The sequence below is a fragment of the Lacipirellulaceae bacterium genome (assembly GCA_040218535.1).
GTDB lineage: Bacteria > Planctomycetota > Planctomycetia > Pirellulales > Lacipirellulaceae > Adhaeretor.
In genome coordinates this window covers 421,183-445,757 of sequence record JAVJRG010000010.1, presented here as the reverse complement: position 1 = coordinate 445,757, position 24,575 = coordinate 421,183, and the positions used below count along the sequence as shown (strand labels likewise).

The window sequence follows — 24,575 nt, the reverse complement described above, 5'->3', positions numbered from 1 at the left end:
CGGGCGCTAGGCGCTAGTTGTTCGTGTGAATCCCGTTAAACTTTGGGTTGAGGCGGTTTTCTGCGTTTGCCAACAGTTTCGATCTTAATCTAGCGCTCAGCGCCCAACAACTCGCGCCCCACCATGCCTCCCACCTTCGTCATCTTCGGCGCTTCCGGCGACCTCACCAGCCGCAAGCTCATTCCGGCACTCTACAAGCTGTTCGTGAAGAAGCGACTCCCCAGCGGTGTGCGGGTGGTCGGTTTCTCGCGTAGCAAGTTCTCGCACGAACAGTGGCGGGAAAGCCTCACGGAAACGACCCAGAAATTTGTCGGCGAGGAATTCAATCAAGAGAAGTGGGCGGAGTTTGCCCAGCACATTTTCTATCACCCCGGCGACATCGGCAAAGCGGAAGATTTCGAAACCCTCAAGGCGTTCCTCAGCGAAGTCGAAAAAGGCGAGCCCTGCCCGCGGGTCTACTACCTTTCGACAGCCCCACGCTTCTACGAGCCGGCCATCCAGCAACTCGGCGCCAGTGGCTTAGCCGACGATTGCGTTTGCCCCCGCCGCGTGGTGATCGAAAAGCCCTTCGGCACGGATCTGGCAACGGCTCAACAGCTCAATGAATCCGTGCATGAAGTGTTCAAGGAAAATCAGGTTTACCGTATCGATCATTACTTGGGCAAGGAAACCGTTCAGAACTTGATGGTCCTGCGGTTCGCCAATACGATCTTCGAGCCGATCTGGAACCGCAACTACGTCGACCACGTGCAAATCACCGTGGCCGAAGAAGTGGAAGTCGGCAGCCGTGCGGGCTACTACGATTCGGCCGGCGTGATGCGCGACATGGTGCAGAACCACTTGCTGCAACTGCTGATGATCTCCGCGATGGAGGCTCCCGTTCGCTATGATGCGGACGCGATTCGTAATGAAAAAGTAAAGGTGTTGCACGCTATTCGCCCTGTCGATGAGAAAGCGATCAAGCAAGATACTTTCCGTGCCCAGTACCGCGGTTACACGGCTTGCGAGGGAGTCGAGAACACAAGCCGCACGGCGACGTTTTCAGCGATCAAACTGTGGGTCGACAACTGGCGTTGGCAGGGCGTGCCGTTTTACTTACGAAGCGGCAAGGCGATGTCGTGTCGCACGACACAGATTGTCATTCAATTTCGAGAGCCGCCCCACAAGCTGTTTGCCGACAGCCCGAAGAGCCTCGGCGAGTCGAACCGTTTGGTTGTGCAGGTCCAACCAGACGAAGGGATCCAGATGCACTTTCAAACCAAAGTGCCTGACGCTGGAATGAAAATGCGACAGACGGACCTCGACTTCAACTATCAGCAAGAGTTTAGGAGCAAGATGCCGGAAGCGTACGAGCGATTGTTGCTCGATGCACTCGAAGGCGACGCCAGCCTCTTTGCACGCGCCGATGAGGTCGAAGCCGCCTGGAAGGTGATCGACCCGATCCTCGAAGGCTGGGCTGCAAGCGACAAACCGACGCTCTACATGTACGACCCGGGCTTCTGGGGCCCCGAGGAATGCACCGAATGGATGCAAGGGCAGAACCGTGAGTGGTTTGATACGTGTCCGGTTTTGTAACTCTTGTGATTCGCGCAGAGTCGCGGAGACGCAGAGAATAAGTTTTGTAACGTCAAGAGAATTCTTAGTATCTCCTCTCTATTCAAGCACAACTGTGGAAACAAGAATTGAAGAGAACAAGTTTAGAAACTGTTGAGTGTTCGACATTCCTCCTCTGCGTCTCCGCGTCTCTGCGCGAGACAAGAAAAGTGCTTTAAGTGAACCAGCTCCCCGAAAACATCAACAGCGTGCAGCCCGGTGGCGGCAAATGCTACTCGCTGGAATTGCTCTGGGGACGCTGGCGGCGCTGGTGGCTGAAGACCTTTCGCAAAGGCTACGTCGCGCGGATGGCGGAACTGCGGCACGGTGACACCGATGGTGCGCCACACGAAATTCTCGATCCCCGCGACTTGAAGTACTGCTCGAACCTCTGCACTGCCCACTGGAAGCCACAGGACGATCCGTTCCGCTGGCGGGAGTCGATTCCCTTCGCTCGGTGGGGCTTGGCCGAACTGCAGTTGATGGGTTACCCCTTGCTGGCGGCAGGGATTCTTCTGCTGACGTGCTGTGGGTTCTGGAAATGGTTAGCGATCATTCCCATCGTTGTACTTGGACTGGTCGTTTACTTCTTTCGCGACCCGCGCCGAGTGATCCCGGACGATCCCGAGGTCATCGTCTCACCCGCGGATGGGACGATTGCCGAAGTGACCGAGCTGGACCATTACGAATTCTTCGATGGCCCGGCGTTGAGAATTGGCATTTTTCTCTCGATCTTCAATATCCACATCAATCGTTCGCCCCGCAACGGTACAGTCGTCGACATGCACTACAAGCCGGGCGAATTCCTCAATGCCATGAACCCGGAGAGCGCCATTCGCAACGAATACATGTGGATTGGCTTCCAAGATGAACGCCGTCCTGAAGTGAAGTTCGCCGTTCGCCAGATTTCCGGACTCATCGCCCGGCGAATTGTCTGTGCGCTCAAGCCAGGCCAGGCGGTCCAGCGGGGCGAGAAATTTGGTATGATTAAGCTTGGTTCCCGTACCGAACTAATACTCCCCCGGGATGCTGTTCAATCTGAAGTCGAAGTGGGACAGAAAATCAAAGCGGGCTCAACTATCTTAGCGAGGTTTACTGCTTAGTTTTTGAACCACAGAGGGCACGGAGAACACGGAGGCTTGTTGGTGGAAGCGATCGTGTTCCAGTTATACCCCAGGTAACTGTTTTTATTTGAGTAGAATAATTGATCGCTACGCGCAAAGCTGCCTGTTCCATTTGAAAATACACTTACCATTGAGTGATGCCCAGAGTGTAGAGGAAGAGCATTCGAGCGAGTCTCCACCAAACCTCCGTGTTCTCCGTGCCCTCTGTGGTAAAACCCTAATTGTCTCCAAATGCGTAGAATCCGCGCTGTTGCTGTCCTGCCCACCCTGTTCACGTTGGGAAACCTCGTGTGCGGTTTCTTTGCGATCGTGGTGGCGTCGCGGATCGACAAAGCGGGCTCGGTGATCGCTGAGCCGGCACCGACGATAGGTGTTATTCGAGAGTTTCCCGCGCTCTTGGGCAGCCAAGATCCGACCCACAATCTGATGCTGTGCGGCATGCTGATCTTCCTGGCGATGTTGTTCGATATGTTCGATGGCCAAGTCGCCCGCATGACGCGGACCACTAGCGATTTCGGCGGGCAGCTAGACAGCCTCTGCGATCTAGTTTCTTTCGGAGTCGCCCCGGCAATCTTGCTTGTGAAGATGTGCCCGCAATTCACTGAACTCCATAGGCAAACGATTTGGTGCATAGCCGCGCTATTTGCCTGCTGTGCCGCGTTGCGGCTCGCGCGGTTCAATGTGGAAACCGACGAGGACGACGACCACACGGCATTCGAGGGTCTTCCTACGCCCGCCGCCGCTGCCGTGATTGCCAGTTGTGCAATGTTTTCCTACACGCTTCGGAACGAACTGAATTTCGAGAACTTTAACGACTACGACGCTTGGCTCCAGTGGTTGCTTCCACCCTATGCGATGGTAATCGCCCTGCTGATGGTCAGCCGCGTGCCCTATCCGCACATCGTGACGATAGCTCTAAGGGGACAGAAGAGCTTTTCACAACTCGTCGTGATCGTGTTTGCGATACTCGCACTTGTCGCTGTACGTTGGTATGCCGTTCCGCTGCTTTGCGGCGTTTATGCGGTTGCCCCAGCATTACTCCATATTTGGAAAAACAAGCTGCGAGGCAGTGGGCAGAAGGAATTTGAAACAGACGCGGAAGAAAGCGAGCCGAATGTTCACCGGATTGGTTGAAGAACTTGGCGAGGTGGTCGAGTTTCGCCGTGAGGGACCAGGGGCTCGCCTTGTGATCGAGTCACCGACGTTGTCCCCCGAGGCGGAAATCGGTGCGAGTATTGCCGTGAACGGTTGTTGCTTAACGGTCGTCGAACGGGACGGTGCCAAACTTGCCTTCGAAGCGGGTGAGGAAACGCTCAGTCGCACGAATTTGGGAGAATTAGCCGCTGGATCGAGGGTAAATCTTGAGGGTTCCTTGAAGGTCGGGGACCAACTTGGTGGGCATTATGTGACTGGACACATTGATGGGCTCGGCTCGGTGAAATCGCGCGACGATGATGGACAGTGGTGCACGATGTGGTTTAACGCCCCCGCCTCGCTCACGAAGCAAATGGCTAGCAAGGGCTCGATTGCGGTCGATGGCATCAGCCTGACGCTGGTCGATGTGACCGATGAGGCATTTAGCGTTGCTTTGATTCCCCATACGTTAAGCGTGACGACCCTTGGCAAGCGAAGAGTTGGCGATTCGGTGAACCTCGAAACCGATGTCCTCGCCAAGTACGTCGAACGTCAACTCAGCGGCTTCCAAGTCGCTACTAAAAACTGAACACTGAACACTGCCAACTGATAACTTCCTGTGCCCAATCAACCCTCGCCAACCCGATCCTCAGCGACTCGTCAGACGAAGTCGTTCCTGATGCAGCGCTTCCGCGAAATGGGTATCCAACCCGCCACGCGGCACGGACAGAACTTTCTGATTGATCTCAATTTGCAGCAGATGATCGTCGATACGGCCGAACTCGACGAGCGGGATGTGGTGCTCGAGGTTGGCACGGGTACGGGGGCGCTGACGGAACTTATGGCCCAAAAAGCGGCCTCGGTGATCACCGTCGAAATCGACGGCCACTTGTTTGAGTTGGCTAGTGAGTTGCTTTTGCCGTACGACAACGTCGTGATGCTCAAACAGGACGCCTTGCGGAATAAGAACTCCTTTGCCCCGGAAGTCCTCGCGCATATCGAAAAACAACTAAGCGTTTCTCCCGAGCGACGTTTAAAGCTGGTGGCCAACTTGCCCTACAACGTAGCGACGCCGGTGATCAGCAACTTATTGTCGTGTAACTTTGTTCCTCACAGCATGTCGGTCACGATCCAGAAGGAACTGGGTGAGCGAATCATCGCCCAGCCCTGGACGAAGGATTACAGCGCGTTAAGCGTCTGGATTCAATGCCAAGCCGCTGCGGAGATTGTCCGCGTCATGCCGCCAGGTGTTTTCTGGCCCCCGCCGAAAGTTCAGTCCGCCATCGTCAAGATCGTCGTCGATTCGGAACGTCGAGCATTCGTGCCCGACCTCAAGTACTTTCATCAGTTTACGAAGGCCATCTTTATCCACCGCCGGAAGTTCTTGCGGGCGAATGTCGTGGCGGCGATGAAGAAGCATCTGAGCAAGACTGAAGTGGATGAAATTCTCGCTGAGATGGAGTTCTCCGACGATGTTCGCACGGAGCAACTCGACGTGCCGACCTTACTAAGGCTCACCGAGTTGATTCGTGCCAAGGCGCCTGACTGGTCACTCTAGCCAGAGTTAAGAGGCTGAGAGCCAATTCTTTTCGTGCGTGGCTATCGCTTCGCAAGGGATGCGAATCTTGCCGGCGATTTGGACGAAGGGGAGTTCTCCCTCCGACAGCAACTGCCGAGCTTCGTGGTGGGTAAGGTGCCACCGTTTGGCGAGGGTGGCTATCGAGATCGTATCTTCTCGATCTTCCAGATAGGGCTTGGTTGCGGGGCGTTTCATCGGGGCCATCGGAGGTGCTCCTCAAGCATAGGTGAACGAGCTGAATTCGACGACAAAAGGGCTGCCTACCGTCGGATTATAGCGATCTGGCCGATTGAAGCTCTATCAATCCCTGAAACTCCCTCACTGAGGTACGGTGAACACGTCGCCCCGATTCCGTGTCCGTGATACGATTAATTGCCGGATTTCCTCAAACCCCTGTAAATCAAGCATCTCAATGGCCCGTACTGGTAAGATCGATCGTAAGACGAACGAAACGAAGATCTCGGTCGAGATCAATCTCGACGGGTCGGGGGTTGCCGATATTCAGACCGGCGTAGGCTTCTTCGACCATATGCTGGAGTTGTTCACCAAGCACGGGGCGTTCGATTTAACAGTAAAAGCTGAGGGTGATCTCCACGTCGATCAGCATCATACGGTCGAGGACACGGGCATCGCCCTAGGCCAAGCCGTCAAGCAAGCCCTTGGCGATAAGGCGGGGATTCGCCGCTACGGGCACTTCACACTTCCGATGGAAGAGACGCTGGTCACGACGGCGCTCGACCTCAGTGGCCGGTATGCCTTGGCCTATAACGCTCCGACTCCATCAGAAAAAATTGGTGAGTTCGATAGCGAACTACTTGAGGATTTCTGGCAGGCGTTTGCTGCGAACGCGCTTTGCAACTTCCACGTGATGCTTCACTACGGACGGAACAGTCATCACATTGCCGAGGCGGTATTCAAGTGCTCGGCTCGTGCTTTGCGAATGGCGGTGGAAAGCGATCCGCGGATGCCGGGTGTGCCGAGTACGAAGGGGACGCTGGACGGTTGAGTTGGCGGTTGGGCCGACAGGCGGCTCACTCCCCAAATTGATCTTCGTAATCAGCCACTGCGGCTTGGATGACCTTGGCGGCTTGCTCTCGGCCGTAAGGTGCGCCGATGGGCACTTTCTCTTGGTCGGGTGAGACCATCTTGTAGGTGCTGAAGTAGTGCCGCAGCCGATCGACGAGTACCGTCGGTAACTGATCGATATCGTTGATCCCTTCCCACATGTAGTCGTTTTCAAGGACGGCGATGATTTTGTGGTCCGCTTCGCCATCGTCGAGCATCGGCAAGCCGCCGACGACACGTGCCTTGAGGATGATCTCGGACTTGGTAATCGGGCGTTCGCTCAGGACGCAGATGTCCAAAGGGTCAGCGTCACCGCGGTCGGCTTCGTCCATGAGTGCCGTGACTTTCTCACCACAGTAGGTCCGTGGGATAAAGCCGTAGAGCGTTGGGCAGAACGAGGATGTCCTGTTAGGCCGATCAACGATCAGGTAGCCCGTTTTCTTCGACAGTTCGTACTTAATACGATCAAACGGTGTCAATTCGATATACGCATGGACGATAATCGGCGCCTCGGGGCCGAGCTTTTCGGGATCAGGCCCGACGTTTAGTCCATGCCAAGGGTGAGGCCGCCAGCGGTAGAACGGAGTAGGAAATGCCATTTTCTCTTTATCAGTTCCGTGTTTGAGATAGCTTTAACAGAAGAACGAACTCTTAGACGATGTCTCCCTCGTTGACGTAGGTCTCCAGGAATCGGGTCAGCTTCTGGAAGTCGCTGTCCTGCTCAATGTAGCGGACGACGGTTACGAGCGTTTCCGGATCGACCAAGTCTTCAAACGGCACGTACTCCAATTGCAACTGGCCAGACACGGAAACCATCACGCCATTGAGCCTTTGTTCGACAAGTGCTCGGTAAGCACCCACGCCGAGCTGGCTACCTAGCATCACGTCGAAGGCGTGCGGCTTGGCACAACGGGCCTCGTACCCGAGTTGTACGGCGTTCACTTTCCTGCTCTTGCCGGTTTGCCGTTTGTATTCCTTGGCAATGAGATCAGAGAATAAGTCGTGCAGGTTGATTGCCGAGATGTTGATGTGACCGTGGTCATCACGGCCAACACCTTCGAGGTAGCTATTGGGTAGAAACTCTGCGAGTCCTTCGGCAACGACGATCACGCCGTACTCTTTGCCTTCGCGCTCGCGAGTGGTCATCGTGGCGACGATGCGGGGAATGACCTCGTCGAGGTTCATGATCGTGCGAGTTGTCTTTTCGCCGGTCTTCGGGTTGATTGACTCCTCTTGAGCGCGGTACTTGCCGATGATGTCCTCAACGCTCACCACGAGGCTGGCTTCGCCGGCGATCGCCGCTCCATAGGCGAGCCAGCCGGCACTGCGGCCCATCGACTCTGCGAGGAAGTAGCTGCGGTTGGCTTCCGCATCAGCCAACATGTTGCGGATTTCTTCGGCAATGAAGTTCACCGCCGTGAAGTAGCCGAAGGTGAAGTCAATGCCGCGGTAATCGTTGTCGATCGTCTTGGGTAGATGCACCACGGGAATGCGATGGGCATCCAGTGGCAAACGATCTTGGTACATCTTGAACTTGTTGGCCGTTTTGAGCGTGTCGTCACCGCCGATCGAGATAAGGGCGTCGACGCCGATCGAGCGGAGTGCCTCGTAAACGGTTTTCAGCGGCCCTGACTTCTCTTCGTCCGCCAAGTGTGAGGGATGCGAAACCATCTTACCGGGGTTCGCCCGTGCGGTGCCGATCATGATGCCCTGAGAGTTCCGCGTGCGGCGGAGCATCTTGTGGTTCATCATCACATAGTCGCGGTCCTCTTCCAGCGGACGGCTGGAGCTAAACTCCATCAGGCCAGAGTAGCCATGCTTCACGCCAACGACTTCGACGTCGTTACGGAGAAAGGAAGTGGCGGCCGCGGAAATGACGGCATTAGCCCCAGGGGCGGGACCACCGGCGAAAAGTATGGCAACTTTACCAAAGTTGTGAGTCGTGCGGGGAGGTCGAGAGAGAGTTTCAGCCATCGAAAGGATCCAAGATAGGTGGTTTCAGAAGCGTGGCTCGAAGCATTGCTGAGCGACGCGAGCTAGGTAGGTTAATTGTGAGGGCGTATTTTAGGGCAGTTTGAGTCAGGTGAAAATGGGCCGGTTTTTCTCCTGTTGAGGGAAAAACCCTCACATTTCGCCACGGGGCTCGCCCCGTGCATTTCATCAGAAGTCCCGAGCGACTTTTGCACTTTTGCACGAAAGCTCGATATCACTGTGCAATAGTCAGCTCGCCATTTCGCATTTGATTCTCCTAACCTCCTGCTACTGCGCTGCTTCGGTCGATTGCCCAAGGCAGCCGTTGGCGACTTTTGCTCCGCGCGGCCTCACGAGACGTGCAAAACTCGGTCAGTATCCATGAGCCTTCCAAGGTGAACTCCGCTTACGAGACTTGCGAATCGGTGCGGTGCTGAGCAGCGGGCATGCCTATTCTAGTTGATCGCTCAGAGGGAAGCGGCAGCGATTCTTGGCCGCGCTGGTCGAGGAAGAAATTCGGTGCGGCGAACAGCCACGTAATGTCGAAAGTTCGTAGCCAGAGGCGTGAGCCCTAGGGACTGTCTAGAGCAGCGAAGCTGCGTACGGCACGTAGCCCCGAGCGCAGCTCGGGGAAACGTGCCTGATCTTTGCCGAAGCCGCGAAGCGGTGGCAGCGTCTGAGAAGCCCCCAGACGCTGTCACCGCTTCGCGGCTTGGGTTTGGTGGAGCTAATCACCATTGGCTCACGCCAATGGCTACGGGCTTTCGTCGCTTCGCGACTGGGTGACAGTACATAAATTCACTGAAAGCTTATGGTCTGGAACAGCGCGAAACCTCGACCTATTACAGGTGTTTCATAGGTGAATTCGTAAGGACGTCATCCAAACAACAAGCAATCGAGACCTCACTGTCATGCATCCATTTCTGCACCGGACGCTGTTGGTGGTTGGGGCTATGCAATGCTGGTGTGTGCCTCAACTCCTACTAGCCCAGGACCTGTCAGCTCTGACAGAACTTGCTGAAGGTGCGATCCTCGGCGAGAACGTCGCCGACCCAGTCCCCGGTTTTGATATTCGCATTCTCAAAGATGGCCAGCCGATCTTTCATCAGGCATTTGGCAACTGGACGATCGATCAGCCTGCGCGGGCCGATAGCAGCACAAAGACGCTTAGCGGTGCGCTTATGATGTCGCTCGCGGAATCTGCTGAAGGTGGTTTTTCGCTCGAGAGTCACCTCAGTGATTTTCTCCCCGAGTATGACAAAGAGGGCTATCGCGACATCACGATTCGGCAGGCGTTCTCGCATACCAGCGGGTTGCCTTCCGAAGGCGGGACCTCTCCGATTCTCATTCGCACGGACATCACGCTTCGGCAAGCAGCGTGGTTGATTAGTTTTCGGCCTCTGGAGAACGGCCCGCCGGGAAGCACTTTCGGCTACGGTGGTATTTCAATGCATGCCGCCGGGGCCGCGGCTGAGGTAGCGACCGGTGAGAGCTTCGTTGATCTGATGGCGGAGCGAATTACGGGACCGCTGGAGATGGCCAACACACGCTTCGTGACGGCTAGCGATGCGAATCCACGAGTCGCGGGTGGGATGGAGTCGACAGCGTCTGAGTTTTCACGCTTCATGGACATGCTACTCAACGGCGGCGAGGATCGCGTGACTGGGACGCGGATCCTCTCCGAAGACTCCGTCGAGGAAATGTTCACCCGGGTGACCGAAGACACCACACCGATTGACTTTTCCCCGGTCGAGAACAACCGCTACGGCATCGGCGTTTGGCTGGACCAACTCGACCAAGCAGGCCCGCCGGTTGATGTGCTGGCAGCGGGTGGCCGTGGTTTTCACAGTTGGATTGACCAGTCGCACGGGCTAGTTTTCACATTAGCTACCGATACGACGCGGATTACCAACATTGAGGAACTCTCTTCGCAGATGCATTTGGCGATTCTCGAAGCAGTCGCTGATCCCGGAGATTTGAATCTCGATGGAAGCGTCGACAGGGCGGACTTGAGTTTGTGGGCTAGTCAGTATGGGGTGAGCGAAGACGGGGATGGTTTTCTGGCATGGCAGCGCGGGGTGGAGGCGGATGCGAGCGTTGCGAATGTGCCGGAGCCTAGAGGTGGACTAGCGTTATTTCTTTTCCTCTTACTCAAGAGCCTATCTTTAAGGACACGAAATTCGCCAGTCGCCTAGCCACGAAGTGGCGCAAGTACGTAGTCGTCGGCAAGAACCCCTGGGATCTGAGATAACGAAAGGTAAGCCTCGGAGGGACGACATTGGTTCAGCGATAGCGAACTACTGTCGCCCCTTCGGGGCTTGATTGATTTGGCGTGCTGCATCCAGGGGCTCACGCCCCTGGCTACGGGCTGCCGTCGCTTCGCGACTGAGATTGAGGCAAAGCTCTCCGAGAGCCTGACACTGCTGGCACGTCGAATGGTTTGTATCAGGCACCAGACGAGCGCTGCAAGTTTTTCGAGTATGACTCTCTAGGCTTATCGCACTCGAAGTCGCCTTAGGCAAGCACTGAGTGCGGACAAGGATAGCAATGCGAAACTCGTTGGCTCAGGTACTTCGATAGCCAACTCGAAGAAGTCTGTCGTTGAATCATCACCACTCAAAATATCGAGAAAGCCGTTCGAGTTTAATAAGGGGATGAGGTCAAGAGTTCCGCCTCCTGCCAACGGGAGTGCAGACAAATCGAGAATTCCTGCCTCATTGGAAGTCCCCGACCAGATACCACTGGTGAGCAAGCCTGGATCGTTGTCTACGAAAAGTGCGCCGTTGCTGCCTGTACTGCCGAACGTGCGAGACCACACCAAATCGTCAGCGAGATCGTCAGAATCAGAATCCGAGAAAGCTAGAATGATGCCATCGCCACCGTTGCCGGTAGCATTGACGCTCGGGTTGCCCTGCACTCGAAATCTCAGAGTAGCGGAGACAATGCCAGCAGGGAGGCCGTCGAATGTGTGAAGTGTATTGCGATTGGCAGACACTTCGTCGAAATCGCCTGCGTTCACACCGGGAGTAGCGGGCACCGTTGCTAGAAAGTTGGCGCTGGGATTTGCAGCCTCAGTTGGAGCCGCAAAACCATCTTCAATACCAGCGGTGAGAAGAGTCGACGCGTTGCTTGGAGAGGAAAATACAAAGAATGCAAGCGTGGATAGAATGATTGAAAACTTCGTAGCGGTCATGAGTCAGTCCAATGGTGAGAATTTATTGACAGGATCCGAAATTGTTCAGGCCCCGAACGTCCGCTCGACGAACGTCGTATCGATCCGCCCTTCGGCGAACGCACTGTGGCTCAAGATTTCTTGATGAAGCGGCGCGGTGGTTTTGATGCCGTCGACTTTGAGTTCCGCGAGGGCGCGAAGCATGCAGGCGATGGCTTCGGTGCGGGTCGGCTGGTGGACTAAGAGTTTGCCGATCATTGAGTCGTAGTAGGGTGGTACGACATATCCGCTGTGGGTGTGGGATTCCCAACGAACGCCGAAACCGCCGGGGGCGACCAGGCGTTCGATCTTGCCGGGGGACGGCTGGAAGTTGCGGGCAGGGTCTTCCGCGTTGATGCGGCATTCGATGGCCGCGCCCTTGGCAACGATATCCTCTTGGCTGAAGGAAAGTTTTTCGCCGCCAGCAACAAGCAGTTGCTGCTTAATCAAATCAACGCCGGAGATCAGTTCGGTGACTGGGTGCTCGACCTGGATTCTGGCGTTTACTTCGATGAAGTAGTAGTTGCCATCCTTATCGACGATGAACTCGACGGTGGCGGCGTTCGTGTAATCGGCTTCAAGGATGAGCCGTTTGGCCGCTTCGCACATCGCGTTACGAGTCGTGTCGTCAACACTGAGGCTCGGGCTCTCTTCGATGAGCTTTTGGTGGCGACGCTGGACGGAGCAGTCGCGTTCCCAGAGGTGAACGGCGTTGCCGTGGTGGTCGGCAATGACTTGGACCTCAACATGGTGCGGTTGCTCGACGTACTTCTCGAGATAGACGGCCCCGTTGCCGAAAGCGGCTTCGGCCTCTTGCTTGGCTTGTTGAAGAGCGGTTTTGAGGGCCAAATCGTTGGCAGCGACTCGCATGCCGCGGCCACCACCACCGGCGACCGCTTTGATCAAGACAGGGAAACCGACCTCGTGGGCAAACTTGAGGGCCTGGTCTTCGGTTTCAATGAGCCCTTCGCTCCCGGGAACAACCGGCACGTTGGCTTTGCGGGCCAGTTCGCGGGCGGCGTTCTTGTCGCCGAGCTTGGCCATCGCGTCAGGGCTGGGGCCGATGAAGTCGATGTTGCAGCTACGGCAAATCTCGTTGAAGTGGGCATTCTCTGAAAGGAAGCCATATCCGGGGTGGATCGCTTGGACGTTGCCAACTTCGGCCGCGCTGATGACGTTGGCGATTTTTAGGTAGCTGTCGACGGGCTTCGGGGGGCCGACGCAGTAGGCTTCGTCAGCGAGGTCGAGATAGTTCGAGCCGCGATCCGCTTCGCTATAAATGGCGACCGTCTCAATGCCTAACTCGCGGCAGGCACGCATGATGCGGAGGGCGATTTCTCCACGGTTGGCGATGAGGATACGTTGGTACATAGAAGTTCAAGAGTCGGGCGGCGACGGGGGAGTACGAGTAGTTGGGCGAACAGAAGTTATTCGAGTTGAAAGAGGTTCTGTCCGTATTCGACCGGGTCGCCGTTTTCGACCAGGATGGCGGCAATTTTGCCCGATGTCTCGGCGGGGATTTCGTTGAAGACCTTCATCGCTTCGATAATGCAAACGACCGTGTCGTTGCCAACCTGATCTCCGACCTTGACGAGTGGCGGGGCGTCAGGGCTCGATGAGGTGTAGAACGTGCCGACCATTGGGCTGGTGATGTAGGTGGCATTAGCGGCTGCAGCCGGGGCCGCCTCGGTAGCTCCGCCACTGGCAGCGGGAGTTTGCGGAGCTGCTGCAGCAGGAGCCGGTGTTGCAGCTGCTGGAGCGGCAACAATCGTCGGCTGATCGCCATCCTTACGGAGCCGGATTCTCTGGTCCCCCTGCTTGAGATCAATCTCGCCGAGTTCATGCTCATTCATCAATTCGACGAGACGACGGACTCGGCGCACATCAAAAACGTCGTTGGAATCTTTGCCGCCGGTGGCCATTGATAATTACTCCGGTGATTCGGTTCAGCTTTTTGGCAGTGATTAGCGCGGTGCAAGCAGCGCCGCGAAACCTCTATGCTGGGCTAAATATAGCGGGAAATTAGCCGACTGCACACTGGTCTAGGTCTTTGGGGACGTCGCTGAGTACCTCGTGGCCGTTCTTTGTGACCAGGATGTCATCCTCGATGCGGATGCCACCCCACTCGGGGAAGTAAATCCCAGGCTCGACGGTGACGATCATTCCTGGCTTCAGCTCGGTCTGCTGGTTTTTCGCAAGTCTTGGCGCCTCGTGGATTTCCAACCCGGTGCCATGCCCCAGCCCGTGTCCAAAGTACTTACCGTACCCGGCCTTTTCAATCACTTTGCGTGCCGCGGCGTCGACATCCTGGCAGATGGCTCCCGGCTTGATGGCGGCGATTCCAGCCAGTTGGGCCTTCAAGACGATGTTGTAGAGCTTGCGGAGTTTGGCGGAAACTTTGCCCGTCGTGAGGATACGCGTGAGGTCGCTCATGTAGAGCCCCTCGTTGACGCCCCAATCGATGAGCAGGAACTCGGCATCCTCGATACGCCGTTCAGTGGGCGTGCCGTGCGGGAGGGCCGCTCGTTCTTCGACGCCCACGATGGGCGTGAAGCTCAACCCCTTGCCGCCGAAACGCCGGGCCTGAAACTCCAGGTCCGCCGCGATGTCAGATTCTTTTGTCTCGGGAGTGATCTTCGCTCGGACGACTTCCATCGCTCGGCGGGCCATCTCGCAGGCCCTGCGGGTAGCGTTGATTTCGTCTCGGTCTTTGATCATCCGCAGTTCTTCGACCCAGCCCTCGGTCGGTTCGAGAGAAACCTTAGGCAAAGCTTTTTCGATCGCCGCATGCGTTGCGATTGTTAGTGAAGAGGCCTCGAAGCCGAGTTTCGCGGCCTTGTGCTTTTTCACGATTTTGGCCAGATCGTCGAGGATTTTCTCGCCGGGCTGGCGGATTTGGAGCTCGACGTCGGGGCACTCGGTTTCGAGTTGCTGGGTGTACCGTGGGTCGCTAATGACAATGTCGTGGTCGGAAGTGACCAGCAGGTAGCTGTCGTCACCGGTGAAACCCGTGAGGTAGGTTACGTTAACGAAGTTGGTAATCAGCAGTGCGTCGAGGCCTTCTTTTTTCAGGCGACGACGAAGTTTATTTCTGCGGGGAGCGTGGTTCATGTGGGCAGTGGGCAGTGGGCAGTGGGGATTCGCTGAGCAAAGATTGCAACGTCCCTAGTATCTGATTGGTCTCATGCACTTGCAACCGGCCTGTACCCTGAGAGAATAATCCTTGAAGCGACTGCCCCCTGCCCCCTGCCGACTGCCCACTAATGTTCCGAGTCACCCGCGAGATTGAATTCTGCTACGGCCACCGTTTGCTCAACTACGATGGCAAGTGCCGCCATCTGCATGGGCACAATGGCAAGGCGGTGATTGCTATTGAGGGTCCCGAGCTTGACGACCGAGGGATGGTCGTAGATTTTGCGGACATCAAGAAAGCTGTGAGCACGTGGATCGACGAGAATCTCGACCATCGCATGCTGCTTAATCGGGCCGATCCAGTGGTTCCGATCCTGGAAGAGATGGGCGAGCCGCTCTATCTGGTGGATGAAAACCCAACGGCGGAAAATATCGCCAAGCTGATCTACACCGAAACGAAGAGCTTGGACCTTGCCGTGCCGATCGTTGAGGTTCGGCTGTGGGAAACGCCCAAGTGCTTTGCGACTTACATTCCCGGTTAGCGGGGCGAGCCCTGCGGCTTAACACTCTTGTGCAAAAACAAAAGCAGCCCGATCAACCGAAGCTGATTGCGGGCTGCTATCCCCCCTGGGATGTTTCGTTATCGCGACGGCCGTTGTCGCTGCCACGATGAGTTGGCTTTGTAAGAAACGGTATCGTCGCTCGACGGCTTCTAGCTTTGGCAATCTTTGCCGGTTGGGGAAGGAATTCCGGAACTTGCTGCTGTTGTTTGTCCCACGCAGAGACGCGGAGAGCGTAGAGAATCGCGGCCCAGTGTTTGGCCACGGATGAACACTGATCACCGGGATTTGTAGTTTGCAGCAGTATGCCCTGCTGAAAAACTTCATTCTGCCTTTGTGCACTTCTCTTTTATTCCCGAAGACATCCGTGAGATCCGTGTCATCCGTGGCCAACGTCAGGTATCAAGACTGGCCAGTGCTAGCATTTCGCTTGGCCCTTTTCGCCGATTTCGGCTCAGTAAGCTTTGCCGGTTGTGCCGATTCTAGGGGAGAAGGTTCCCGTCTGCGCGTCTGATTGCGCCGGGATAGCAGACTTCGCAAGTCGGTGTTGTGGCGAGGAAATCGCCGCCGGGAAGGACCCCTAGGAAAGGACAGGTCGTCGTGTCGCGTATTTCGAACATTTCCGAATGGTTGCTCAAGCAGGCGGTTGTCTGGGGTGGGCTAGCTTATCTAGCCATCTATGCGATCGTTGTGCGTCCAGCGGCCGAGGGGAGCTTCATTCAGCGGTATCTCAATAACCACTGGATTGAGAATGTCACGGTGGCGCTGTTCTGCGTGGGTACCGCGGCTTTGTTGATCAAACTGTTAGGTTTGTTGCTGCAATTTGGTTCTCTTGAAAAGCTGAACTTGCCACTGCTTGTGCCTGACGGTGGTGAACGAGTGGAAGAGGCCGCCTCTATCTTGAGTCAGCTTAAGCAACGGAATCCTAGTCTTTGTGACACATACCTAGCGAGACGCCTTACGAATGCTCTGCAATACGTTGACAAACGCAAATCGGCGGACGCCTTGGAAGATCATCTACGGCACCTGCAAGATTCCGACTTGGGGCGTATGCATCACAGCTATGCGTCAGTCAGGATCATCGCTTCGACGATCCCGATCCTTGGATTCTTGGGGACCGTCATTGGCATTACCTTAGCGATTGCCAAACTCTCCGGGAGTGAAATGGAGCAGTCGCTGCCGGTGGTCATTGCCGGTTTGAGCGTGGCGTTTGATACCACCGCGTTAGCGTTGACGTTGTCGATGATTCTGCTGTTCGCAAAGTTTATTGTCGAGCGCGTCGAGGTGGCGCTCCTGACCACGGTCGATCAGAAAGCTGACGAACAACTCGTTGGACGTTTCCGCCAGTATGGTGCAGCGCACGATCCTCACATGGCGTCCGTGCAGCGTGCCTCCGAACAGTTGCTGGCGACCGTTGAGAACTCTTGCCGTCAGCAAACCGACTTGCTGAGCGACTCGTTGAAAGCTACTAACGAAAAGTGGGCCAGTCTCGCGGACTCGACGGCAGAGACAATTAGCTCGACTTTAGCGAACGGACTATCACGCGGGTTGAAAACCCACGCTGTCGGCCTGAATGAGGGGGTTGGCCGCTTCGCTGAGCAACTTGAGCAGACGCTCATTCGTCATGCGGAAATCCTGAACGAGGGGCTTGAGCAACATTCCACCGTGATGAACGAAGGGATTCACCAGCATGCCGACGTGCTGAACTCAGGCACGATGAAACTTACGGAAGTGCTTGAGCAAGGGGCTGTCCAATATGTTTCCGCTCTCGCTGAAGCCTATGAACAACACACGGAGACGCTGGTCGCTTCGGAAACGAAACTGGCCGACGAAAACCGCCAACATCTTTCTGATGTGGAAGGAGCACTCGGCGAAGCCGTGCTAGTGGCGGCAGAACGGCAAGAGACGCTCATTGCCCGCAGCGAGCAAGTCCTCAAGGACATGCAAGCGGCACTGGTTGAGGCTGCCGGAACGACCGTTTCTCAGCAGCAGCAGTTGATCAAGCAGGGCGAAGTGCTGCTGCAAGTGGTCGAAGCGACCGGGCAGGTTCGCAAGTTGGAAGAGGCACTCAACAGCAATCTCTCCTCTCTGGCCGGGGCTCATCACTTCGAGCAGACCGTGGCGAGCCTTTCGGCGACACTGCAGTTACTGAACACACGGTTAGGCCAACCGGTGACCAGCGCTCCCGAGATCACGTTGAGCGATCTCGGCGAGCCCTCCGACGGTGAGGAGCCTCAGAGCTACGCTGCATGAGCCGCGCGGTCCGGGATAATTCGAAAGCCGTCAGTCTGTTTCCTTTCTTGGCGGTGTTGCTTTGCACGATGGGGGCGCTGTTAGTGCTGCTGGTGGTGCTGGCGGAGCAGGCCTCGCGGGTGGTGGTGGTGGCCGATGAGCAGCCTGCGGCTAAACCACAAGTGGCGGTCAAAGCCAAACCGGTTGAGAGGACTACGACTCAGCCCCAGCAGGTACAGCCCAGGGATGAAAAGCCCGTGGGGCCGCCCGCAAGGAGCGAATTGGAGCAGTTGCGGGCGCGGCGGGAGCAGCAACTTCGCGATCAAAAAGCGATCGAGAAACGCTTGTCCGAAGAAAGAGAGAAACTGGCTCATCTCGAAGAGCATGCCCGCAGACTCGAGCATGCGGTTTCTGAACTCTATCTCAACAATCTGCAATTGGAAGCCACCGAAGAAGACCAAGAGGTCGACAACGAGCAGGCGAAGCGAGAACTCTTGCGGCTGCAGGAACTGGTTGAGGATACCAAAGAGCAAGTCGAAGAAATGCAGCAGGAGGCAACAAGGCCGAAGAGTTACGCGATCGTTCCTTATCGCGGACCGAACGGCACTTTTCGGCCACCTGTATTTATTGAGTGTACCGAGAATGCTGTCGTCATTCAGCCGGGTGGAACGCGGCTTACCGAGAAGGACTTCGTTCGTCCGATCCGTTCGGGCAATGCCTTGGCCGCTGCGATTCGTGCTACGGAAAATCACTACGAGAAGCAGGCGGTGCAAACCGGTGATGAACCGCTGGAGCCTTATCCGTTGATTATTGTTCGTCCCTCGGGGCGTGAATTCTATGTCAAGGTTTTGGCAGCGCTGAAGGTTGCAGATGTCTCGTACGGTTATGAATTCTTGAGTGAAGAGAAACGAGTCGTGTTTCCTACAGCTAATCCGATCTTGGCGAGCCAGCAAGATCATGCGGTCCAGTTCGCCAGATTGCAGCAGGAGCGACTAGCTCAGGCTGCCCCACGGCGCTACATGACGCACGCAAAAATTGGTGCCCGAATGGGATATGGCGGAAGAGGCAATGGCTACGGTGGCGGATACGGTGCGGGATCCGGCAGCGATTTTTCTGGCGGCGGTTCGGACCGCTATAGTGCCACTGCTGGCGGTGGCGACCGGTACGGTAGCGGCTCACTAGGGACTAGCAGTAATTCAAGCGAAGGTTTAGGCCAACTGGGTGAGTCTCGCCAGGGCGCGAGCGGCGAATTCTCCGCAGGCGCCGGGGATGGAGGTCCTGACTCCGCGGCAGGCGGAAACGGTGCTGCGACTTCGACATGGAACCAATCGGGCTCGGAAGGCGATGCTCTGGGGCAAGGCACGGCGGGCAGCGATTCGAGTGCAGCGAATTCTAGCGGCGGCGATTCGAGTGGCTCCGTAGGAAAAGGTGTACCTGGCGGCGCGCAAGCCGAAGATTCGACAGCGGGTGGTGCATCGAGTGGGTCTGCCGGTTCGGGATCCTCGAGTTCGGGGAGTGCCTCGTCGCAGGCCTCAGCAACCTCAAGTGGTGCCATTCAAGCGGGTAACACGAATTCGCAATCACAGAGCGTGAGCGCAACCTTTTCTAGTACGACCGAAGTTCAAAGTGCTGCCGCGGGGCGCGGCTCCGATTGGGCGTTGCAGAAATCGCGTAATCAGTCCGTGCCAATGCGCCGTCCCATCTCGGTCTACGTTCGCAAGGACGGACTCGATATCCTACCCTCTCCCGACAAGCAGAGCTTTGGATCAACCAAGTTTATCAGCTTCGATCAACCGACGAACAAGCTCATAAATGACTTCGCGGGCAGCATTCGGCAACGCACGCAAGATTGGGGCTTTGCTGGCCGCAGCATGCACTGGAAGCCCGTATTGCGTGTGAAGGTTGCTCCTGGTGCGGACCGTGAGGCGATGAAGCTGGCGAAGCTGCTTGAAGGGAGCGGTGTGGATGTCGAGATGCCACTGACAGCCGTGCGCTCTCCGGGAGGTCAATCGAATGTCACGCGCTAGTCGTGCCAACCACGAATCTGATGACGGCATGCCAGGTGAAGATTCGTTCCTGGACATTGTGGCGAACATTGTCGGAATCCTCATCATTCTGGTGATGGTCGTCGGTGTGCGGGCTTCGCAAGGTTCGTTGATGGCTTCGCCCGAGGAAGAGACGCCCGAAGAACAGACACAACTCCATGAGGTTACCTACGAACCTACGCCCCCGCCGCAAGAAATCCAGCCGAAGGCAGAACCCGAACCGGACGAGACGCAGAGCGAAGCTGAAGAACTGGCTCAAATACGCCGAGAGATCGCTTTCGCAAGCCGCAAGAATGCCGAACAAGCGCGGCGAACCATCGCAGTCGCTCGGGAACGAAAGCTCTTGGAGGCTGAAAGACAGAAGCTCGTGGAGATGCAGTCCTTACACGAGCAAGACCTGGCAGCCCGTCGCGCACGACTTGACGAGAAATCCCAGGAGGAGTTCGACGTTCAGCGGGAGCTTCTCAAGGCCAAGATTGAGCTAAAAAAACTAACTGAACAGCAGTATTCATTAGTCGGTCAGACCGAAGAGTCTGAAGAGATTGTTTGCATGCCGACGCCTCTAGCACGCGAAGTGAAAGAAGCGATCATAGTGCGGTTGCGTCATGGTAAGCTGGGGGTGATTCCATATGATGAATTGAAGCAAGAGATGCAACGACTGAGAAAGCCGTACCTCACGCAAGGAGTAATGCAAAGAGGGCACGCTGTCGATACTGTTGGGCCGATTGACGGTTTTCGCTTTAGACTTTATCTAGAACGAAAAGTAGAAGTACCGATTACCGTGTCTCCTGTACTAGCTGGGAACAACGTGAAGGTCCAAATGGTTGGTGCTATCCTTCCCGTCAACGAGGAAGTTGGACAGCCAATTGAACAAGCACTGCTACCTAACTCCAAGTTTAAGAAACGATTGCGAAATCGGAGTTCTAATCACGAGTCCGTACTCGCTTTTATCTATCCCGATGCCTACAACGATGTTCGGCTACTTAAAGAAGCTCTGTGGAAAGAAGGGATTCCTCTAGCCATCTTCCCACTAGAAGAACACCAAAGAATCGAATTCAGTTCAGATGGAAACAGTATTTCTGCGCAGTAGCTTATTTCCTCCTTATTCCAAGACTTGCGTGTTGCTAGGCTAGGGTTTCATGCGTATTTCTTGTTCGTCGATTATGTACACTTACCCAGGCTGCAGGTGTCCGAGCGTTACCTTCGCGAGCGCCTGTTTCTGATTATCAACGACTTCGCCAAACACGGCTTTCAGAGTTTCCTGAGAGGCTGTGTTGAGTGCCTCAATGCTCCCGTTTTGATTTGCGTGCAAGGGTCCGTCGGCGGCTTCGACAATTTCGAGCAGGGTGATGTCGTCCTTGTTACGAGCCAAGCGATACCCACCTTCAACGCCTCGCGTCGAACTCAGAACGCCATGATTGACGAGCTGCCTCAACACCTGGAGGAGAAACCGCTCTGGCATATCGCCGAGCTTGGCGAGCTGCCGGCAGGAAACGGGTCGTGATCCTTCGGGATCTTCAAGTTGGCAGAGGGCAAGAATCGCGTAGCGAACGGATTGAGATAATTTCATCGTGGCGTCCTCATAGGTTGCAATCAAGATTCATGTAGTTCCATCACATCCGCCTAGTTTCTTTTGCTTATTGGCAACGTCCTCGCGAGCCGCTTCGCAGGCATTGCAGTCGCACCACGTCGTCAGATTAAATGACTGCAAGCGCTCTCACAATTAGCCCGGGGAAGCTTCGGGACGATGTCCTTGTTTGGAAGTCAGAGCATCTTTCGTGAGGAGGCACCAAGAATTACACCCCTCACGAGGGGATAGTAACCGCCAAATAGCTTTCCAAAACACAGCGATTCGACATCCCGCAGCTATTTTGCGGAAAGCCGCTCAGGTTTCTGGCTTTTCGGAAGCGGCTTCAGTTTCGGGCGCCGCGCTGAAAACAGAAATCAAGAAGAGAGAGGCCGCTCCGCAGACGAGCAACACATCGGCGATGTTGAAGTTCGGCCACACCCACTGATCGTTCCACTGGAGCAGGATCCAATCACGGACGGCATAGACGGCCCCTTCACGGTCGTGCCGAAATCTTTCCCACTGGAGGTCGTGAAGTCCCAGGCGATCGTAAAGATTGCCGAAAACCCCGCCCATAATTGCCCCCAGTGCAAAGGTGAGCTTTGCATCCGTAGCCGCTCCAAACCTGAACAGCCAGACGGGAATGGCGATGCCTGCAAGTACCGAGCAAGCCGTAAAGAACCACACCTTCCCCTGCCCCATCCCAAAGAGTGCGCCTTCATTCAAGCTGAGTTGGATTCCCGCGTGCTCCTCCCAAAGCCACCAGTGCTGAGCACCCTGAAACAGCTCGGGCTGTGCGAACGTCCATGACTTCGTCCACAGATCAGCCGCCAAGCCCAGAACGGCCGGGACAAAAAAAAGAGCATAACGTGAACTTGGGTAGTCCACTGATTGGGCAGTTGAGTTTGTCATCTAGCCCATTCTTACGCTGATGATCGCGAACTGAAAAGGTCAGTCCGTTTCAACTGCGGAACTTCTAGTCTTCCAGTTCTAGCTTTCCCTCGCTACGCAATTCGGCACATTTGATGCAAAGCGGCGTGTAGGGAATTGCGTTGAGCCTCATTTTCGGGACGACCTTCGAGCAGTGAACACATTGGCCGTAGGTGCCTGCTTCGATCCGATCGAGTGCCGACTCGACCATTTCTAGCCGATCGCCTTCGGTGGCGAGCAGGCTGAGGGTGAATTCTTGCTCGTAGTTCTCACTGCCGAGTTCGGCCATGTGAATGGGCATGCTCGCGGCTTGGTCGCCGTTGGTGCCTGATTTACGAAGCGCCGAGTCAGCCATGGAATTCACATCGCCACGCAATCGCGCACGAAGGTCCATGAGTCTTTCACGGTAGACTTTCATATCAGCTTTTTTCATGTCGCTCTTCGTTCCCCCTCGGTTCCTCGTGGCAATGGAAATATCCGATCGCTGAGATGAATCGTCAGAATCAGGTGATAGTGATTGTTGGAATTGAGCTCAATCGAGCCCCTTATTCTAAGCGGTTTCGTGTGAATCGTCAAACCATCTGGATCGCAGGGTTTGCTTCCTAAGGCGTTTGTTAGCAGAGGCTTGCGCCGCATATTGGTCGCCATCTCGTGAGTTTCTCCTTGCATCGAAGGCGAGGAGAACCCTGAGTAGATTGCTGAGGTCTAACTCAGAGTAAGGTTCGCAGAGAGCCGTAAGGCTATCGAGAAGAGATGGAGTAGAAATCTCTCCGGGGAGATCGGTCGCATTTCCGCATTCGGTAGCTGTCCCTTTGTGGAAAACCAAGCGACTGCCTTCGCGTTGCGGCAAGTGGGATCGCGAAGTAGAATTTCATACAAGTTGTTTATTCGTCATAGTTTAGAACCCAGAAGATTCCGCTTTACATGCCGTGCAAGCGTGCCAGCGGAAGCGATGGTTTTCAGGAGCTGCGATTCTGGTGGCAAGTTCTGTCGATATTGATACCACTCACGCATACCAGCAGTGCATTTCGCCTGGGTGTGCTGCAACCTATGAGGTAGGTGAGGTACGCACGTCCTGTGATGCTTGCGGCAACCTTCTGGACGTGACTTACGAGTGGGACCAGTTGCCAGTACCCGACTCGCTCAAGTGGTTTGAGAAGAAGTGGGCGCGTCGCAATGAGCCTCTGTGCAAAAGCGGAGTTTGGCGTTTTCACGAGTTGCTGCCATTTGCCAAGCCTCAGCAGATTGTCACGATTGGCGAAGGGCAAACTCCGCTGATCGCGACCGATGGCGTTGGCAAGTACATCGGCATGGACCAAGGTCGGCTCTACTTGGAGTACGAGGGGATGAATCCTTCGGGCAGCTTCAAGGACAATGGCATGACAGCCGCCTTCACCCACGCCCACACGATCGGAGCGAAGAAAGCCGCCTGTGCGTCAACGGGCAATACAAGCGCTTCTTTAGCACTGTATTGCTGTTCGAGCAAATTGATGCAGGCGGTGATCTTTATCGGGTCGGGCAAGATTTCTTACGGAAAGCTTTCTCAGGCTCTCGATTATGGAGCGCTGACCGTGCAGATCGCCGGCGACTTCGACGATGCGATGCATCGTGTGAGGCAAGTCAGCGAGAAGCTTGGCATTTACCTCGTCAACAGCGTGAATCCCTTCCGCTTGGAAGGGCAGAAAACCATCATGATGAGGGTGCTGGAGAGCCTCAACTGGGAAGTGCCCGACTGGATCGTTGTTCCTGGCGGCAACTTGGGAAACAGCAGTTCGTTCGGCAAAGCGTTTCACGAACTTCACCAGTTGGGCCTGATCGATCGCATTCCGCGGCTTGCTGTCATTAACGCACTCGGTGCCAATACCCTGCACGAACTCTACGAGAAGCGAGGCCTGCGTTGGAATAAGGGGAAACCTGACGTGTCGATCATTGACAAATACTACGGCGAACTCGACGCGGCTGCAGGAAAAGCGGATACGATTGCTAGTGCCATCGAAATCAATCGCCCTGTGAACTTAATGAAGTGTCTGCGTGCCCTGGAATGTTGCGAAGGTGTCGTCCGCGAGGTGACCGATCAGCAAATCCTCGACGCCAAGAGCCAGGTGGGTGCCAACGGCATGGGTTGCGAACCGGCTAGCGCGGCGAGTGTCGCTGGCGCGAAATTGCTGAGAGAGCAAGGAATCATCGCGCCCAGCGATCGCGTGGTGTGCGTGCTTACGGGGCATCAACTCAAGGACCCCACCGCGACGGTCGCCTATCACACCGCCGACCAAGATGAGTTTGAACGCGTCCTGGGTAGCCGCGGCGTCAGCCGAGCCCAATTTGCGAATCGTGCGGTGAAGGTTGAGAACGACTTGGATGAAATCGTTCAGGCGATTCAGTTGAATAGCTGAGCCCCAATAATCTGCTCTGCTACTTCTTTATTCTTTGAA

23 protein-coding genes are annotated in these 24,575 nt (G+C 55.7%); 12 read left to right on the top strand and 11 right to left on the bottom strand.

The features are described from left to right. The first annotated feature begins 123 nt into the window (after positions 1 to 123). The 5 genes from zwf to rsmA all read left to right on the top strand — a co-directional run bounded on the left by zwf (position 124) and on the right by rsmA (position 5,409). Positions 124 to 1,575 carry a glucose-6-phosphate dehydrogenase gene (gene zwf, locus RIB44_13835; GenBank protein MEQ8617650.1) on the top strand — a complete coding sequence of 484 codons (1,452 nt, stop codon included), beginning with the start codon at positions 124 to 126 and terminating at the stop codon, positions 1,573 to 1,575. 197 nt (positions 1,576 to 1,772) lie between these two features. Then, positions 1,773 to 2,696 (top strand): phosphatidylserine decarboxylase family protein, encoded by a 924-nt coding sequence (locus tag RIB44_13830; GenBank protein MEQ8617649.1) that lies wholly within the window; start codon positions 1,773 to 1,775, stop codon positions 2,694 to 2,696. 252 nt (positions 2,697 to 2,948) lie between these two features. Then, a complete protein-coding gene (gene pssA / locus RIB44_13825) occupies positions 2,949 to 3,851 on the top strand; it encodes a CDP-diacylglycerol--serine O-phosphatidyltransferase (protein ID MEQ8617648.1) in 903 nt (300 codons plus the stop codon). Next, positions 3,832 to 4,440 carry a riboflavin synthase gene (locus RIB44_13820; GenBank protein MEQ8617647.1) on the top strand — a complete coding sequence of 203 codons (609 nt, stop codon included), beginning with the start codon at positions 3,832 to 3,834 and terminating at the stop codon, positions 4,438 to 4,440. The genes pssA and RIB44_13820 overlap by 20 nt, the downstream gene beginning before the upstream one ends. Positions 4,441 to 4,470: 30 nt before the next feature. Further along, positions 4,471 to 5,409, top strand: coding sequence for a 16S rRNA (adenine(1518)-N(6)/adenine(1519)-N(6))-dimethyltransferase RsmA (rsmA, locus tag RIB44_13815; protein ID MEQ8617646.1), 939 nt, complete (start codon positions 4,471 to 4,473; stop codon positions 5,407 to 5,409). A 6-nt stretch (positions 5,410 to 5,415) separates the two neighbouring features. Here the strand turns inward: rsmA and RIB44_13810 are convergent, their stop codons facing one another. After that, on the bottom strand, positions 5,416 to 5,634 hold the full coding sequence (locus RIB44_13810; GenBank protein MEQ8617645.1) for a hypothetical protein: 219 nt from the start codon (positions 5,632 to 5,634) through the stop codon (positions 5,416 to 5,418). Between the two features lie 208 nt (positions 5,635 to 5,842). On the opposite strand from RIB44_13810, the gene hisB reads away from it, so the two are divergent. After that, positions 5,843 to 6,436 carry an imidazoleglycerol-phosphate dehydratase HisB gene (gene hisB / locus RIB44_13805; protein MEQ8617644.1) on the top strand — a complete coding sequence of 198 codons (594 nt, stop codon included), beginning with the start codon at positions 5,843 to 5,845 and terminating at the stop codon, positions 6,434 to 6,436. A gap of 25 nt (positions 6,437 to 6,461) precedes the next feature. On the opposite strand, the gene RIB44_13800 is transcribed toward hisB, so the two are convergent. Together RIB44_13800 and RIB44_13795 are read right to left on the bottom strand one after the other, a co-directional pair. Next, entirely contained in the window at positions 6,462 to 7,094 is a 633-nt protein-coding gene (locus RIB44_13800) for an inorganic pyrophosphatase (GenBank protein MEQ8617643.1), read from the bottom strand. Between the two features lie 52 nt (positions 7,095 to 7,146). Next, entirely contained in the window at positions 7,147 to 8,469 is a 1,323-nt protein-coding gene (locus tag RIB44_13795; protein MEQ8617642.1) for a 6-phosphofructokinase, read from the bottom strand. Between the two features lie 908 nt (positions 8,470 to 9,377). On the opposite strand from RIB44_13795, the gene RIB44_13790 reads away from it, so the two are divergent. Next, a complete protein-coding gene (locus tag RIB44_13790; protein MEQ8617641.1) occupies positions 9,378 to 10,661 on the top strand; it encodes a serine hydrolase domain-containing protein in 1,284 nt (427 codons plus the stop codon). 299 nt (positions 10,662 to 10,960) lie between these two features. On the opposite strand, the gene RIB44_13785 is transcribed toward RIB44_13790, so the two are convergent. The 4 genes from RIB44_13785 to RIB44_13770 form a co-directional block, all read right to left on the bottom strand. After that, a complete protein-coding gene (locus RIB44_13785) occupies positions 10,961 to 11,659 on the bottom strand; it encodes a hypothetical protein (protein MEQ8617640.1) in 699 nt (232 codons plus the stop codon). Positions 11,660 to 11,704: 45 nt separating this feature from the next. Continuing rightward, on the bottom strand, positions 11,705 to 13,048 hold the full coding sequence (gene accC / locus RIB44_13780) for an acetyl-CoA carboxylase biotin carboxylase subunit (protein ID MEQ8617639.1): 1,344 nt from the start codon (positions 13,046 to 13,048) through the stop codon (positions 11,705 to 11,707). A 56-nt stretch (positions 13,049 to 13,104) separates the two neighbouring features. Beyond that, positions 13,105 to 13,599 (bottom strand): acetyl-CoA carboxylase biotin carboxyl carrier protein, encoded by a 495-nt coding sequence (accB, locus tag RIB44_13775; GenBank protein MEQ8617638.1) that lies wholly within the window; start codon positions 13,597 to 13,599, stop codon positions 13,105 to 13,107. A 100-nt stretch (positions 13,600 to 13,699) separates the two neighbouring features. After that, positions 13,700 to 14,788 carry a Xaa-Pro peptidase family protein gene (locus RIB44_13770; protein MEQ8617637.1) on the bottom strand — a complete coding sequence of 363 codons (1,089 nt, stop codon included), beginning with the start codon at positions 14,786 to 14,788 and terminating at the stop codon, positions 13,700 to 13,702. A gap of 152 nt (positions 14,789 to 14,940) precedes the next feature. Between RIB44_13770 and RIB44_13765 the strand changes: the two genes are divergently transcribed. Beyond that, positions 14,941 to 15,351 carry a 6-carboxytetrahydropterin synthase gene (locus RIB44_13765; GenBank protein ID MEQ8617636.1) on the top strand — a complete coding sequence of 137 codons (411 nt, stop codon included), beginning with the start codon at positions 14,941 to 14,943 and terminating at the stop codon, positions 15,349 to 15,351. A 76-nt stretch (positions 15,352 to 15,427) separates the two neighbouring features. Here the strand turns inward: RIB44_13765 and RIB44_13760 are convergent, their stop codons facing one another. Further along, positions 15,428 to 15,634 carry a hypothetical protein gene (locus RIB44_13760; GenBank protein MEQ8617635.1) on the bottom strand — a complete coding sequence of 69 codons (207 nt, stop codon included), beginning with the start codon at positions 15,632 to 15,634 and terminating at the stop codon, positions 15,428 to 15,430. Between the two features lie 335 nt (positions 15,635 to 15,969). Between RIB44_13760 and RIB44_13755 the strand changes: the two genes are divergently transcribed. The 3 genes from RIB44_13755 to RIB44_13745 are packed head-to-tail and all read left to right on the top strand — an operon-like array spanning position 15,970 to position 20,736. Next, positions 15,970 to 17,622, top strand: a complete 1,653-nt coding sequence (locus tag RIB44_13755) for a MotA/TolQ/ExbB proton channel family protein (GenBank protein MEQ8617634.1) — start codon at positions 15,970 to 15,972, stop codon at positions 17,620 to 17,622. Next, positions 17,619 to 19,628 (top strand): hypothetical protein, encoded by a 2,010-nt coding sequence (locus tag RIB44_13750; GenBank protein ID MEQ8617633.1) that lies wholly within the window; start codon positions 17,619 to 17,621, stop codon positions 19,626 to 19,628. The genes RIB44_13755 and RIB44_13750 overlap by 4 nt, the downstream gene beginning before the upstream one ends. Then, the gene (locus tag RIB44_13745) at positions 19,615 to 20,736 is read left to right on the top strand and encodes a hypothetical protein (GenBank protein MEQ8617632.1); all 1,122 of its coding nucleotides are present in this window, start codon (positions 19,615 to 19,617) and stop codon (positions 20,734 to 20,736) included. Before RIB44_13750 ends, RIB44_13745 begins: the two co-directional genes overlap by 14 nt. A gap of 81 nt (positions 20,737 to 20,817) precedes the next feature. Here the strand turns inward: RIB44_13745 and RIB44_13740 are convergent, their stop codons facing one another. The 3 genes from RIB44_13740 to RIB44_13730 form a co-directional block, all read right to left on the bottom strand. Beyond that, positions 20,818 to 21,216 (bottom strand): Rrf2 family transcriptional regulator, encoded by a 399-nt coding sequence (locus RIB44_13740; GenBank protein ID MEQ8617631.1) that lies wholly within the window; start codon positions 21,214 to 21,216, stop codon positions 20,818 to 20,820. A gap of 315 nt (positions 21,217 to 21,531) precedes the next feature. After that, on the bottom strand, positions 21,532 to 22,125 hold the full coding sequence (locus RIB44_13735) for a signal peptidase II (protein ID MEQ8617630.1): 594 nt from the start codon (positions 22,123 to 22,125) through the stop codon (positions 21,532 to 21,534). 64 nt (positions 22,126 to 22,189) lie between these two features. Continuing rightward, complete coding sequence (locus RIB44_13730; GenBank protein ID MEQ8617629.1) at positions 22,190 to 22,576, bottom strand: TraR/DksA family transcriptional regulator; 387 nt, start codon at positions 22,574 to 22,576, stop codon at positions 22,190 to 22,192. A gap of 544 nt (positions 22,577 to 23,120) precedes the next feature. On the opposite strand from RIB44_13730, the gene thrC reads away from it, so the two are divergent. Further along, positions 23,121 to 24,536 carry a threonine synthase gene (thrC, locus tag RIB44_13725; GenBank protein ID MEQ8617628.1) on the top strand — a complete coding sequence of 472 codons (1,416 nt, stop codon included), beginning with the start codon at positions 23,121 to 23,123 and terminating at the stop codon, positions 24,534 to 24,536. Positions 24,537 to 24,575 lie beyond the last annotated feature (39 nt).